The organism is Microbacterium sp. 20-116 (assembly GCF_041079415.1).
Taxonomy (GTDB): Bacteria; Actinomycetota; Actinomycetes; order Actinomycetales; family Microbacteriaceae; genus Microbacterium.
In genome coordinates, this window is sequence record NZ_JBFYGP010000008.1 from 91,226 (window position 1) to 104,596 (window position 13,371).

Genomic DNA, 13,371 nt, shown 5'->3' on the forward strand with positions numbered 1-13,371 from the left:
CGGCGGGCCGGGCGCGCGCTCCGCACGACGGTACGGGGTGGGGCGGCCTCGTAGGGCGTTGTTCGTGGCCCCGGGGCGTTCTGTGTGGCCCCGGGGCCATTGGCGAGAGAGAGGGGCGGCGTCATCGGGTTGCTCGAAGGTCGGATGCCACCCCCTCACTGCCCGCGTCAGGGCACGACGACCGCGCGCCCCCGGACCTCCCCCTTGTGCAGCTTCCCGTATGCCTCGACGGCGCCGTCGAAGCCGTAGCGCTCCACGTGCACGCCGACCGCCCCGCTGCGGGCGAGATCGAGCACCTCGATGAGTTCGCTGCGGGTGCCCCAGTACGGAGCGCGGACAGCCGCGCCCATCGGCGTCGAGAAGAAACCGGCGGGGAGGATGCCGCCGCCGATGCCCACGATGTGGATGAAGCTGTCCATTCCCGCGACCGCACGGGCGAGGTCGATCGTCGGCTGGACGCCGACGAAGTCGAAGACAGCGGTCGCACCGAGGCCGTTCGTCAGCTCCTTGATGCGCTCGGCCGCATGCTCGTCGGAGGTGACCGTGTGGTGCGCGCCCACCTCGCGGGCCAGTGCCAGCTTGTCTTCGCCCAGGTCGACCGCGATGACCGTCGCCTGCGTGATCGCGCGGAGGATCTGGACGCCGACGTGACCGAGGCCTCCGACACCGATCACGACCGCTGTGGCACCCGGGTACAACTTCTCCTTCGCCGCGACGATGGCGTGGTACGGCGTGAGGCCGGCATCCGTGAGCGAGACGGTCTCGACCGGGTCGAGGTCGCCGAGGGGCGCGAGGTGACGCGGATCGTCGACGATCACGTACTCGGCCATGGCTCCGGGGCTGCCCAGTCCTGGAGGCGTGATGCCCATCTCGGCCGCGTAGGGGCAATAGTTCTCGGCCCCCTGGGCGCAGGCATGGCAGCGGCCGCAGCCCCACGGTCCGTAGATCGCGTACGCCGCGCCCATCTCGACGCCTTCGACACCTTCGCCGAGCTCGTCGACGACACCCGCTCCCTCGTGACCCAGCGTGAGAGGGAGTCCGTAGGTGTACTGGTCTTCGGGCAGGTCCATGACGAACCAGTCCGAGTGGCACAGGCCGGCCGCGGTGACCTTCAGGCGCACCTGGCCGGGACCCGCGTGGGGCTCATCGATGTCGACGACCTCGGGGCCTTTGCCGATCTCGCGATACTGCACTGCCTTCATGGCATCCCTTTCTCTCGTTCTTTCCACCGTGGGGCGCGTCCTCTGTGTTTCCTGTGGGGGTTGACGGCGTTTTCGGGACATCGGGAACGGTTCTCATCGGCAGGCTGGGGCAATGGATGCCACGGACTGCGTGTTTCACGCCCGGGTCGGTCTCGCGCAGGGCACGTCGGCGCTCGTGCCGATGAGCGACCTCGCCGGAATCGCGCCCGAGGCCTATCGAGACGCCTTCGCAAAGTACGACGACACCGCCGAGCGGCGCCGGCTGCGCGACACCGTCATTCCCGGCCTCGACCGGACGTGGACAGAGGTCGTCTTCCTCTCCCCCGTGCACCCGCACGCGATCTGGCAGGCGTGGCTCGAGATCCGGGGGGGTGAGAGGCCCCCAGTGGAGTTCTGGGCCATTCCGGCCGCTGACCTTCCCGATGGCTGTGTCGTGCTGGACCGCACGCTCACCGCCACGGGTGAACCCATCGACCCGCGTGAGGTCCTGCCGTTCGATCGTGCGTCCCATCGAGCGGCACTGACGACGACCCCGCAGAATCGCGCCTGGCTCGAGGATTGCGCGCGCCGAGGGGTGAGCGGGGCCTGGTTCCACGGCATCCCGCATGTCCTGGCTCCGGGGTCCGTCCCGCTCGACCGCGCTCGTGTCGTGTCCTGGGAGGTCGCGCCGTAGCGGGGTGTCTTTCGTGCACCGGGGCGCTCGCTGACCGCCCCAGTGCACGGACTGCGCCCCGGTCGATTCGACCCTCCCGATCGCGGACCACCCGACCTACACTGGGACCCACCTCCGTCACCGCCGATGGGAGTCCCGTGCCCTCTCCATGGTCGCGACCGGCCGTTTCCCCCGAGACCTCGGGGCTGCTGATCGCGCGTGCTCACGACGAGCTCCTCGCCGGCAATGACGACCGGCGCCTCGATGACGTGCGGCCCCTCGTGCAGGATTCGTGGCGGAGGTCGCTGGCATCCCTCGTCGGGCCCGAAGGTCTTCCGCCGCTCGATCTGCCCAGCGGTGAGCTGGAGGCGTACCGCCGCGCTCACCCGCTCGCGGGGGTCATGGACATGGTTCGCTCGTTGCTCCTGCCCGGCACCGCGGAGGAATCAGGAGTGGTCGTGGCGGTGGGCGACGCCGCGGGCCGCCTGCTGTGGGTCGAGGGCGATCGTCATATCCGCGCCCTGACCGGCGATATGGGGTTCGTGGCAGGGGCGAACTGGGCGGAGGATGCCGTGGGCACCTCGGCCCCGGGCACGGCCCTGACTCTCGACAGGTCGGTGCAGATCCGTGGCGCGGAGCACTTCAACCGGCTCGTGCAGCCCTGGTCGTGTACCGCGGCTCCCGTGCACGACCCCGAGACGCACCGACTGCTCGGCGTGATCGACGTCACCGGAGGACCCGAGGCCGTGACGCCCCAGGCTCATCTGCTGGTGGATGCCACGGCTCGCGCGATCGAGAGCGAGCTGCTCGTGGCGCGGCTGCGCGCGCAGCAGGCTCCTCCCCCGCGTCGACCCACGCCGGCGCGAGCCCTGCTGCGCATCCTGGGTCGAGACCGTGCCCTGCTGGAGGTCGGCGGCGCGTCCGTCGAACTCAGCGCGCGGCACGCGGAGATCCTGCTACTGCTCGCCGTCCACCGCGAGGGTCTGTCCGCCGAGGCACTGAGTGAGGCGGTGTACGGCCACGCTGCCGTCGAGACGCTGCGGCCCGAAATGGTGAGGCTGCGGCGCGTGCTCGCCCCGATGGCGCCGCGCCTCGTCCCCACCTCGCGGCCCTACCGGCTTCCCGTGGGCCTCGAAACGGACGCGCAGCACGTGCTGTCGCTGCTCGATCGCGGGGCGCACCGGGTGGCGCTCGCGGCGTATGCGGGCTCGGTGCTCCCCGACTCCGAGGCTCCGGGGGTGGTCGAGGTGCGTGAGTCGGTGCGCTCGACGCTGCGTGAGGCGCTGATCGCCGAAGCGGGGGTGGATGTGCTTCTCGCCTACGCCGAGACCGCCGACGCGCGCGACGACGAGGAGGTGCTGCGCTTGTGTTTGAAGCTGGTGCCCGCCCGCTCACCCAAACGCGCGGGTCTCGTGGCTCGGCTGGCGAGCCTCGAAAGCGCGTGACACTCCGTGCTCCCCCGCGCCACCAGGGGATTTGCTGAGAGCCTCCCCGATGTCGGAGGCCCTCGTTACGCTGACCGTATGGACGAAAAAGCTCTCGACATCTTCTCGGCAGCTCGCGCCCGTCGCGACGTGGGGCGCATCCGCGAGGCACTCGCCGAGGTCAAGGCGGGCGACGTCGCCCGCGTCATCGTCCGCTCGCCCCGCTACGGGCTCTACGCGCTCGAGGGCACTGTGCGCATCGGCGTCGGCGGGCAGCCGCTCGTCGGCGACGTCATCCTCGCCACGAGCGCCGAGATCCAGCGCATCGACCTCGGCATCGAGGCCCCGCAGCCCGCGCTCGAGGCCGACGTGGTCGACCCCTCGACCCTTCCCCACGGCACCCCCGTGCGGGTGACCTTCGTCACCCCGACCCACCAGACCTTCGCGCTGACGGGTCCTATCACGGCCGGCAACGACCGCTTCCTCCTCGTCGGCAGCTGGATCGTCGCCGACGACCGCGCGATCGCGCCACGCGTGCAGAGCATCGAGCGCCTCGACGACGTCGACCTGCACGAGGTCAACGTGCCTCCGCTGCGTTCGGTGCTGGCCGACGCCGACGCGTAGTCGCGCGGCTGCGCCGAGTCTTCGACGCGCAGAACGGATGCCACGGCCTCGGGGTCGTGGCATCCGTCGTTTCGCGGGGTGCGGTGAGGTCGCGAGATCACGTGATCTCGCCGACATCACCCGTCTTGTCGTGTGTTTTTGTCCAGGTCACGTGATCTCGCGCCCTCCGCGGCCACGACGACCCCGTGCAACTCGATGCAACCTCCTCCGGCGTACCGTCGGCGCATCGCCGCTCGCAGCCGACGCGGCGACTCATGACCGTCGAAGGAGACACGCATGACCATCGTCGAAGAAGGCGTCTCGAGCGTCTATGCCGCTCCCGGAACCCGCGGGGCCGTCGCCGAGTACCGTTCGCGGTACGGGCACTACATCGGCGGCGAGTGGGTCGAACCGCACAGCGGCGAGTACTTCGAGAACATCACCCCCGTCACCGGCAAGCCGTTCTGCGAGGTCGCTCGCGGCGACGCGCACGACATCGACCGCGCGGTCGAGGCGGGGTGGAAGGCGTTCGCGTCGTGGAAGAAGACCACCCCGGCCGAGCGCAGCGTCATCCTGAACAAGATCGCCGATCGGATCGAAGAGAACCTCGAGAAGATCGCCGTCGCCGAGACGTGGGAGAACGGCAAGCCGGTACGTGAGACGCTCGCGGCCGACATCCCCCTGACCGTCGACCACTTCCGCTACTTCGCCGGTGTGCTGCGGGCGCAGGAGGGATCGCTCAGCCAGCTCGACGAGAACACCGTGGCTTACCACTTCAACGAGCCGCTGGGTGTGGTGGGTCAGATCATCCCGTGGAACTTCCCGATCCTCATGGCCGCGTGGAAGCTGGCCCCGGCCCTCGCCGCGGGCAACTGCGTCGTGATCAAGCCGGCCGAGCAGACCCCGGCATCTCTCCTGTTCCTCTTCGACATCATCGGCGACCTCCTGCCGGCGGGTGTCGTGAACATCGTGAACGGCTTCGGCATCGAGGCGGGAGCACCGCTCGCCCAGCACAAGCGGATCCGCAAGATCGCCTTCACCGGCGAGACCACGACCGGCCGCCTGATCATGCAGTACGCCTCGCAGAACCTCATCCCCGTCACGCTCGAGCTCGGAGGCAAGAGCCCCAATGTCTTCTTCGAAGACGTCGCTCTGCACAACGACGACGCCTATTACGACAAGGCGCTCGAGGGTTTCACGATGTTCGCGCTGAACCAGGGCGAGGTGTGCACGTGCCCCTCGCGCTCGCTGATCCAGCGGTCGATCTACGACCAGTTCCTCGGCGACGGCCTCGAGCGCGTCAAGAAAGTGCGCCAGGGCAACCCGCTCGACCCCGAGACGATGATCGGCGCGCAGGCCTCGAACGACCAGCTCGAGAAGATCCTGTCGTACATCGACATCGGCAAGCAGGGCGGTGCGAAGCTGCTCACGGGCGGGGAGCGGGTCGACCTCGGCGGCGACCTGTCGGGCGGGTATTACGTCGCGCCGACCGTGTTCGAGGGCACGAACGACATGCGGATCTTCCAGGAGGAGATCTTCGGGCCGGTGCTGTCGGTCACGTCGTTCGACGACTTCGACGACGCGATCTCGATCGCCAACGACACGTTGTACGGCCTGGGCGCCGGTGTCTGGAGCCGCAGCGGCGACACCGCCTATCGCGCGGGCCGGGCCATCGAGGCCGGGCGCGTCTGGACGAACACGTACCACCAGTACCCCGCGCACGCGGCGTTCGGTGGGTACAAGCAGTCGGGCATCGGCCGCGAGAACCACCTCAAGATGCTCGACCACTACCAGCAGACGAAGAACCTGCTCGTGTCGTACGCCGACGGGGCGATGGGCTTCTTCTGAGCTTCCTCCGGAATGTCCCGCTTCGCACGAGCTCGACGGACTGAACTCGCACGAAGTGGGACACGCAACGTGGCGGACGGTATGCATGTCCCACTTTGTGCGGATCGGGTTCGCGATCTCCGCACGAAGTGGGACATGCCTCAACGAAGGACGGGAACGGATGCCAGAACTCTCCCGCGTGGACGTGACGGATGCCGCGGCCGCGCTGCTGCGCGAGCTGACGGTGAAGCACGGGCCGCTGATGTTCCACCAGTCCGGCGGGTGCTGCGATGGTAGCTCCCCCATGTGTTACCCCGTGGGCATGTTCCTCACCGGGCCTAGCGACGTGCACCTCGGCGACATCGAGGTCGGACTCGACGACCCCGTCGAGGTCTACATGTCGGAGTCGCAGTTCGAGTACTGGAAGTTCACGCACCTGACGATCGACGTCGTTCCGGGACGCGGCGCCGGCTTCTCGGTCGAGGGCCCGACGGGCATGCGGTTCCTCATTCGCTCCCGGATGCTGACGGAGGAAGAGGCGGTGGCGTTCGGGGTGGGCACTCCGTCCGGATGAGGCTTGCCCGCCAGCGCTTGTCACGCAGGGCCGTCACCGAGGCAAGGGTCAGGACGAGAACCGGGACGGCGAGCACCGCGTCCGGAACGAGGTAGGACACCAGAAACCCCGTTGCCGAAGCGCAAGCCACCGCGATCCAGTAAGTGGAATGCCGAGCCGGGTCGATGAGGTATCCCCAGCCCATTCCGAGCAGAGCCGCGAAGACGGTGACGATAAGACTGAGGTCGGGGGTCTCGTGCACGTGGATTCTCCAGGTCCGTGGAGAGGTCAATGTGGCATACCGTGTCCGTCCTCGGCGGGAGAATCACCTTCGGGCGGACGGTATTCACCCGTCCTGTCGCGGCCCGGCCCGCTACAGCCACCCCCGCTCGACCGCGACCCGCACGGCATCCGCCCGATTCCGCCCGCCGGTCTTGCCGATCGCGCTCGAGAGGTGGTTCTTGACCGTGCCCTCCGACAGGTGCACGGTCCGGGCGATGTCAGCGATCGATCCGCCGTCGCGCGCCGCGGCGAGCACGTCGGTCTCGCGTTCGGTCAGCGGTGAGTCGCCCTGGACGAGCGACTCCGCCGCGAGCTGCGGATCGACCACGCGTAGCCCCTGCGACACCCGCCGCACAGCATCGGCGAGCTCGGCCGCGGGGGTGTCTTTCACCACGAACCCCGAGGCTCCTGCCTGCATGGCCCGCGCCAGGTACCCGGGGCGTCCGAAGGTCGTGACGATGAGGGCGCGGCATCCGGGAACCTTCGACCGCAATTCAGCGGCCGCGGCGATCCCGTCGATTCCCGGCATCTCGATGTCGAGCAGGGCGACGGTGGCCCCCGACGTCCTTGCCGCCTCGACCACATGGTCACCGCGACCCACCTGGGCGACGACCTCGATGTCGGATTCGAGTCCCAGCAGGGCGGCGAGGGCCCCGCGGACGAGAGCTTGATCGTCGGCGATGAGCAGTCGGATCACCACGCCACCTTCACTCTGAATCCGCCGAGGTCGCTACGGCCGATCGTCAGCCGTGCCCCCGAACTCTCGACACGTTCCCGAAGCCCGGTCAGACCCGAACCGGTGGATGCCGTGGACGCCGGGCCGCAACCGTCGTCGGCGACCTCGATGGAGCGGTTGTCGAGTTGCACGCGGCAGGCGCTCGCTCCGGAATGGCGGACCACGTTGGTCACGGCTTCTCGAACGACCCAGCCGGCGAGTTCACGCCGGTCGGCGGGAACCTGGTCGGTGGAGCCGGGGAGGTCGGCGGACACTCCCGCGCTCTCGAGCGCCGCTCGCGCCGCGGCGAGCTCGCCGCTGATGCTCACGCCCCGGTAACCGTGGACCGTCGCCCGCACGTCGGCCAGCGCTCCCCGCGAAAGCTCCTCGATCTGGCCGATCTCGTCACGGGCGGCCGGGGAGCCGGCATCCATCAGTCGTCCGGCCAGCTCGGCCTTGACGGTGATCACGGTGAGCGAGTGTCCGAGGATGTCGTGTACATCGCGGGCGACCCGTCCGCGTTCGCGCTCGGCGGCGAGTTCGGCGATCTGCTCTTGCGCGTCGCGGAGACGCTCGAGGGTCGAGATGTTCTCGACGAAGCTGAACATCATGATCGAGATCGAGAGGATGATCGCCGAGTTCACGACGTTCGACAACGCGTCGGCGCCCATCGCCTCGCCGACGACGAACGACAGAGCGCTGAGGGCCGGGACGAACAGCCAGGTCGTCCGCCGGCCCATCGCCGAGACGGCGAACGCGACGCCGACGAACGTCCACATCCAACGGATGTCGGCGCCGAGCCACGGCAGCAGCGCGAGGCTGAGTGCGAACAGCACCACGGTCGGCGCCACCCGGCGCAGGCGCGACGCGGTGACACGGGCGTAGGGAACGGTCGCCATGAACGCGGCCGCGAACAGGACCACGATCGCGGTGCCGACGAGGTGACCGGCGACGCTCGGACCCTCCCACAGTTCGACGAGCACGGGAAAGGTCCAGATCAACGAGATCGATGCCCCGATGAACCAGCCGCGTCGGAACGGACGGCGGCCCGGAACGCGGGTGCGTTCCGGGCCGGTCGTCGTGCTCACGTCGTTCACCCTAGGCGCGTCAGCCGCGACGCGTGTCGCGACGGAAGAAGTACACGGTTCCGGCGACGAACACCGCGAGCCAGACCACCGCGTTGATCAGGGCGCCGAGATCGAATCCGTCACCGGTGAGGGGCGAACGGGCGAGCTCGCCGATGCCGTACACCGGCGTCAGCTTGCCAATGACCTGGAGGAAGTCGGGCATCGACGACAGCGGAAAGAACAGACCGCCGAGGAACGACAGCAGCACCACCGCGAGGCTCGTGATCTGCGCCGCGTTCTCGCCCGGCACCATGTACCCGACCATGAGACCGAGCGTCGTGAAGACGGCGCCGGCGAGCACCCAGGCCGCCAGGCCCGTGACGATCCACTGCGCCGGGGCGAGCTGAACACCGGCCCCGGCGGCGACCGCGTACGTCGCGATCACGGCGATGAGGCCGAACATCATGCCCGCGAGCATCTTCACCACGACGTTCGCGACGGGATTGAGGGGCGTGAGCCGCAGCTGGCGCGACCAGCCCTGCGCGCGCTCGACCGCGACCGATGCCCCGGTCTGGGTCGCCGACATCATGGTTCCGTACATCGCCATCGAGACCATGATGTACGCGGCCACCGACACTCCCCCGGCCGCCAGCGGGGTGTCCGTGAGCGGCACGTCCAGCGTCTGGAACCCCACGATGAAGAACATCAGCACGGGGAACGCGACGGTGAAGAGGATGCTCCGAGGATTCCGCAGCTTGCGCACCAGTTCGATGCGCAGATAGGTCAGGGTGAAGCCGCCGAAGGCGGGGACCGGGCGGTCGAGGGCGATGGCGGTCATCGAAGTGATCCATTCAAGGCGAGGTCGGACGCCGAGGGCTCGGCGGTGAGAGTCAAGAAGACGCTCTCGAGGTTCTGCGCGGTGATCTCCAGATCACGCGCCGTGGTCGTGCTGAGCAGGTGCCGGGCGAGGGCGTCGGAGTCCCGCGTGCGCACCGAGACGCGCTCGCCGTTGGCCTCGACCGAGTCGACGCCGGGCAGCGCCGCGAGCGCCGTGAGGTCGGCATCCGGAAGCGTCGCCTGAACCACACGACCCGAGACGAGGTTCTTGATCTCGGTGGTGCTGCCGTCGGCGACGATCTGACCGCCCCGCATGAGAATGATGCGGTCGGCGTACTCGTCGGCCTCGTCGAGGTAGTGCGTGGCGAACATCACGGTCCGTCCGCGCGCGGCATCCGCTCGAATCGCGCTCCAGAAAGAGCGGCGCGCTTCGACATCCATGCCGGTGGTCGGTTCGTCGAGGATCAGCAGGGCCGGGTCGCTCACCAGCGCCATCGCGAAGCGCAGTCGCTGCTGCTCGCCGCCCGAGCACAGTCCCACCTTGCGTCGTGCCAGATTCCGGATGCCGGCACGCTCGAGCGCCTCGTCGACGGGACGTTTCTCGGCGAACAGGCTCGCCGTGAGCTCGACGGTTTCGCGCACGGTCAGGTCTTTCAACAGTCCGCCCGACTGGAGCACGGCCGAGACGAGACCGCGGGCGACGGCGCCGCGAGCGGTGTGACCGAAAACCTCGATGCTGCCGGCGTCGGGAATGGTCAGTCCCAGGATCATGTCGATCGTGGTGGTCTTACCCGCGCCGTTCGGGCCGAGGAAGGCCACGATCTCGCCCGGTCGGACGGTGAGGTCGACGCCGCGCACGGCGTGGACGGAGCCGAAGCTCTTGACGACGCCCCGCGCGTTGATCGCGGCGGAGGTGGGGGTGGAGGAGGTCATGTGTTCATGCTGGCCTCGGGTGGTCCGCGGCACATCCGTCGCCCGTCACCATTCGGGGGTGACGTTCGTCATGGGTGGGTGACCGGGTGAACTTCGCCCGGGCTGCGGGCGGGATCTGTGGATAACTTCGGAGGCCCTCCGCCGAGTTCGTCTACCTTGCCGGCATGCGCGAGATCTCGGTTGACTCAGAGAGACTGCGTCGCACGGCACAGGTCGTCGACGTCACCGTCCAGCGCGCCGAGAGCGAGACCGCGGTCCCCGACTCCCGCAACCTCGGTCACGCCGAACTGGGCGCGGCCGTGGGCGACTTCGTCCAGGCGCTGACCGGCGGGTGGACCGAAGCGGTCGCGCAGTCGGACGACGTGGCATCCGGTCTTCGGAACTCCGCCGAGATGTACGAGGCGGCGGGTGCCAAGGCCGACGCGACCGTGAAGGCGCTCAAGGAGGGGCTGTGAGCGGTCTGGGCGCGGCGTCGGTGGCTCAGGACCTGGTTCCGGGTTCGGTTGATGCGGCGTACGAGGCCGCTCATCTCGCGTCGGGACGAAGCCGTGTGGCGGGGACGACGGCCGAGGAACTTCGGTGGCTGCGCGAAATCGACGGCTGGAGCGGTGAGGGAGCTGACGCGTATGCCGCCCGTATGGCGGCCGTGGCGCAGCGGTGGACGGAGATCGGCGACGGGGCGGCTTCGATCGTCGAGCCGATGCGGACCTACGCCCTGGCGCTGCGTAGGGCGCAGACCCTCGCGGCGGAGGCGATCGAAGGGTGGGCGTTCTCGGAGTCACTGGCGGAGGACGCCGCCGACGGAGTCCCGTTCGCCTCCTTCGCTCGGGGGTGGCCCGTCTTCGCGACCGACGCTCGACACCGCGGCCCTGCCCCGACGACCCGCACGGAAGCGAGAGCACGCGCCGAGGCGATGCTCGCGGACGCCCGCGCCGATGTGCGCGCAGCGGGTACCGTCGCGGCCGCGGCGGTCCGCGCCGCGATCGACGCGGTGCGGGCGCGCGGCACGACGTGGGCCGCTGTTGGCGCGCAACTCGGCGTGGCCACACTGACGTGGGACCGTGTGCTGTCGGTCCTGCGCTCGCTCGACGGTGCCGCGCTCGCCGCGCTGCTGCATACCCGGCCCGACCTGGTCACCCGGCTGTCGCAGATCGCCCCGAGCGAGGTGGCGCCCTGGTGGCGCGAGCTGAACGCTTCGCAGCAGAACGCGCTGATCGCGACGGCCCCCGGCGTGATCGGCAATCTCGGTGGAGTCGCCTACGCCGCCCGCGACCGGGCGAACCGCATCGTGCTCGCCCAGGCTCTGGAGGAAGCGCGGAACAGTCCGTTGGATGACGCGGAGCAGGTGGCGGCTTTGGAGGCGCTGGATCGTGCGTCGAAGGGCAACACGCTCGTCTCACTGGTGCTGGACCGGCCGCCGTTGGCGCAAGTGGCGGTGGGGGATTTGGATGCCGCGGAGCATGTGAGCTTCATCGTTCCCGGCATGAACACGACGGTGGGGAACGATATGGAAACCTACGTATCAGCCGCCGCAAAACTGAGGTGGGAACAGTTTCTGGCGTCGGGTACCCCCATGAATGAGATCGCGGTCGTCGCCTGGCTTGGCTATCACCCGCCAGTGAGTGATCCTCTCTGGCGGGCCCCCGAGGTCGTTGCCGATACCCGAGCCGAAGTAGGAGCAACGGCTCTCTCCCACGATTTGGGCGCCATGAAGGCTTTGCATGAACTCAATAGCGGAAAATCGACTATCTCAGTCATCGCGCATTCCTACGGAACCGACGTCAGCACTCTCGCGCTCGAGCGCGCCGACGCCGACCACCTCGTGCTTCTCGGGTCGGCCGGAGTCAGTGACGAGATTGAATCGGTGAAGGATCTGAGGGTTCCGGGCGGTGGAGTGTATGCAACGCAAGCAATGAACGATGGGTGGGCACCAGTGGGCCAGGGACTCTCGGGGAGGACTGACCCGACCACGGACTCGTTCGGAGCACACGCTTTCTGGTCGGAACACGCTCGCTTGAACGGCGAGCGGTTTGATGGCGTACACAGCCACGGGCCAATCGGCGCCGGGCCGCAGAGTCCCAGCTATCTCGACTCCGGTTCGGTCACTCTCCGCTATGCCGCAATGGCTTCCATCGGCCTGGGTGAGGACATACCGGAGGGTGGCGATAGCCTCGCCAGGCGTGCCGCGAGCGGAGGCATAAACACACGTTTCTACATCGACCCGCGACCGCTCCGAGATGCCCAATGAGGCTCAGGAGAAGTCTCGCGAGCCTGATTGCGTTGTCACTTATGACGACGGGGTGTGTGCCGACAAAAGACGGTGAGGGGAATGGGATGACTACCCGGGCAGTCGAGGAGCGCGCCGAACAGATCCTGCGCGCAACCAAGGACGTTCTCGGAGAGTCCGGGTGGACTCCGCACCCGACTTGGGTGGGATGCGATGCGCAGGGGAGAGGACTAGTCCAGCTTCTCTTCTTCGTAGAACGTCTCAAACCCATGGAAGGTGATCTGGGGGCCCTTTCTGAGAAAGTTGCCGAGAAGTGGGCGGGGCTTGGACTCGTCGCCCGCGCCCAGCCCGTCTCAGACAGGCCCGGGACGTATGTCGTTTCTGATCCACCCTTCCTGCAGGGGGCGAAGCAAGATGGAACCCTCACTCAGCTGCAGTTCAGCGCCACGTTCTCAGGGCTCCAGGTGTTGAGTCCCTGCGTGGAGGGCGATCTCGCTCAATTGAACTCCCCCCAGCCGACCCTCACGCCACCTTCGTCGCCCTGATCGGTTAGCTCAGCGGCATGACGGACGGTTGCTCGCTCAAGGGGAACCGTCACGTGACCCGGCGGAGCCTCCGCGGCGCGCTGAGCATGGCAGCGATTCCTGAGTCGGGACGGACGAGAGCTCGAAGAGTTGGATCGGGAGCGTTTACAAATGAAGCGCCTAGTAATCGCGTGTGTGCTCACTTTCGTGTTCATGTCCGTCAGCGCGTGCTCCGCCGGTTCGCCGAGCAGAGGGGCTGAAGAGGTGACTCCCGACGAGGTGAAAGAGACCGTGCTTGGTTACTACGCGGACGTACGCGCTGCCCTCGGCGATGACGCGTGGAGCGAGGAGCTCTTGGGGGACATGTCAGCTGGATGGTCACCGAGATGACGTCCAATGGACGTTCGCCGCCCAGCGTTTCATCGAACTGCCCATGACTCCCAAGTCCTACGGTGAGCAGATTGCTGCCGCTTGGACCGACCGCGGTCTCGAGCCATCAGCCGGGGAGGATGAAGGTTCCACGGA

12 protein-coding genes are annotated in these 13,371 nt (G+C 68.2%); 7 read left to right on the plus strand and 5 right to left on the minus strand.

Annotated features, from left to right (window positions below):
* Positions 1–167: 167 nt before the first annotated feature.
* The gene (locus AB6V29_RS14310) at positions 168–1,202 is read right to left on the minus strand and encodes an NAD(P)-dependent alcohol dehydrogenase (RefSeq protein WP_141377076.1); all 1,035 of its coding nucleotides are present in this window, start codon (positions 1,200–1,202) and stop codon (positions 168–170) included.
* Between the two features lie 112 nt (positions 1,203–1,314).
* Here AB6V29_RS14310 and AB6V29_RS14315 point away from each other — a divergent pair, with 112 nt between their 5' ends.
* The 5 genes from AB6V29_RS14315 to AB6V29_RS14335 all read left to right on the plus strand — a co-directional run bounded on the left by AB6V29_RS14315 (position 1,315) and on the right by AB6V29_RS14335 (position 6,282).
* Positions 1,315–1,875: a hypothetical protein gene (locus AB6V29_RS14315; RefSeq protein ID WP_141377078.1), complete on the plus strand. Its 561-nt coding sequence runs from the start codon at positions 1,315–1,317 to the stop codon at positions 1,873–1,875.
* Positions 1,876–2,012: 137 nt separating this feature from the next.
* Positions 2,013–3,299, plus strand: a complete 1,287-nt coding sequence (locus AB6V29_RS14320; protein WP_267788798.1) for a helix-turn-helix domain-containing protein — start codon at positions 2,013–2,015, stop codon at positions 3,297–3,299.
* A 78-nt stretch (positions 3,300–3,377) separates the two neighbouring features.
* Entirely contained in the window at positions 3,378–3,902 is a 525-nt protein-coding gene (locus AB6V29_RS14325) for a hypothetical protein (protein WP_141377083.1), read from the plus strand.
* A gap of 276 nt (positions 3,903–4,178) precedes the next feature.
* Complete coding sequence (locus AB6V29_RS14330; RefSeq protein ID WP_141377086.1) at positions 4,179–5,729, plus strand: aldehyde dehydrogenase family protein; 1,551 nt, start codon at positions 4,179–4,181, stop codon at positions 5,727–5,729.
* 160 nt (positions 5,730–5,889) lie between these two features.
* Positions 5,890–6,282, plus strand: a complete 393-nt coding sequence (locus AB6V29_RS14335; protein WP_141377088.1) for a DUF779 domain-containing protein — start codon at positions 5,890–5,892, stop codon at positions 6,280–6,282.
* A 352-nt stretch (positions 6,283–6,634) separates the two neighbouring features.
* Here AB6V29_RS14335 and AB6V29_RS14340 read toward each other — a convergent pair whose 3' ends face one another.
* The 4 genes from AB6V29_RS14340 to AB6V29_RS14355 are packed head-to-tail and all read right to left on the minus strand — an operon-like array spanning position 6,635 to position 10,095.
* Positions 6,635–7,240, minus strand: coding sequence for a response regulator transcription factor (locus AB6V29_RS14340; RefSeq protein ID WP_267788788.1), 606 nt, complete (start codon positions 7,238–7,240; stop codon positions 6,635–6,637).
* Positions 7,237–8,346: a sensor histidine kinase gene (locus AB6V29_RS14345; RefSeq protein ID WP_369359450.1), complete on the minus strand. Its 1,110-nt coding sequence runs from the start codon at positions 8,344–8,346 to the stop codon at positions 7,237–7,239. The genes AB6V29_RS14340 and AB6V29_RS14345 overlap by 4 nt, the downstream gene beginning before the upstream one ends.
* 19 nt (positions 8,347–8,365) lie before the next feature.
* Complete coding sequence (locus AB6V29_RS14350; RefSeq protein WP_141377097.1) at positions 8,366–9,163, minus strand: ABC transporter permease; 798 nt, start codon at positions 9,161–9,163, stop codon at positions 8,366–8,368.
* Complete coding sequence (locus AB6V29_RS14355) at positions 9,160–10,095, minus strand: ABC transporter ATP-binding protein (protein WP_267788785.1); 936 nt, start codon at positions 10,093–10,095, stop codon at positions 9,160–9,162. Before AB6V29_RS14355 ends, AB6V29_RS14350 begins: the two co-directional genes overlap by 4 nt.
* A 164-nt stretch (positions 10,096–10,259) precedes the next feature.
* On the opposite strand from AB6V29_RS14355, the gene AB6V29_RS14360 reads away from it, so the two are divergent.
* Positions 10,260–10,550, plus strand: a complete 291-nt coding sequence (locus AB6V29_RS14360) for a type VII secretion target (protein WP_267788784.1) — start codon at positions 10,260–10,262, stop codon at positions 10,548–10,550.
* A complete protein-coding gene (locus tag AB6V29_RS14365; RefSeq protein ID WP_369359453.1) occupies positions 10,547–12,343 on the plus strand; it encodes an alpha/beta hydrolase in 1,797 nt (598 codons plus the stop codon). The genes AB6V29_RS14360 and AB6V29_RS14365 overlap by 4 nt, the downstream gene beginning before the upstream one ends.
* Positions 12,344–13,371: the final 1,028 nt, after the last annotated feature.

Excerpts from the sequence above, each read along its gene's own strand:
- AB6V29_RS14310 (WP_141377076.1), bottom strand. The coding sequence starts at position 1,202 with ATGAAGGCAGTGCAGTATCGCGAGATCGGCAAAGGCCCCGAGGTCGTC.
- AB6V29_RS14315 (WP_141377078.1), top strand. The coding sequence starts at position 1,315 with ATGGATGCCACGGACTGCGTGTTTCACGCCCGGGTCGGTCTCGCGCAG.
- AB6V29_RS14325 (WP_141377083.1), top strand. The coding sequence starts at position 3,378 with ATGGACGAAAAAGCTCTCGACATCTTCTCGGCAGCTCGCGCCCGTCGC.
- AB6V29_RS14330 (WP_141377086.1), top strand. The coding sequence starts at position 4,179 with ATGACCATCGTCGAAGAAGGCGTCTCGAGCGTCTATGCCGCTCCCGGA.
- AB6V29_RS14335 (WP_141377088.1), top strand. The coding sequence starts at position 5,890 with ATGCCAGAACTCTCCCGCGTGGACGTGACGGATGCCGCGGCCGCGCTG.
- AB6V29_RS14350 (WP_141377097.1), bottom strand. The coding sequence starts at position 9,163 with ATGACCGCCATCGCCCTCGACCGCCCGGTCCCCGCCTTCGGCGGCTTC.
- AB6V29_RS14355 (WP_267788785.1), bottom strand. The coding sequence starts at position 10,095 with ATGACCTCCTCCACCCCCACCTCCGCCGCGATCAACGCGCGGGGCGTC.
- AB6V29_RS14360 (WP_267788784.1), top strand. The coding sequence starts at position 10,260 with ATGCGCGAGATCTCGGTTGACTCAGAGAGACTGCGTCGCACGGCACAG.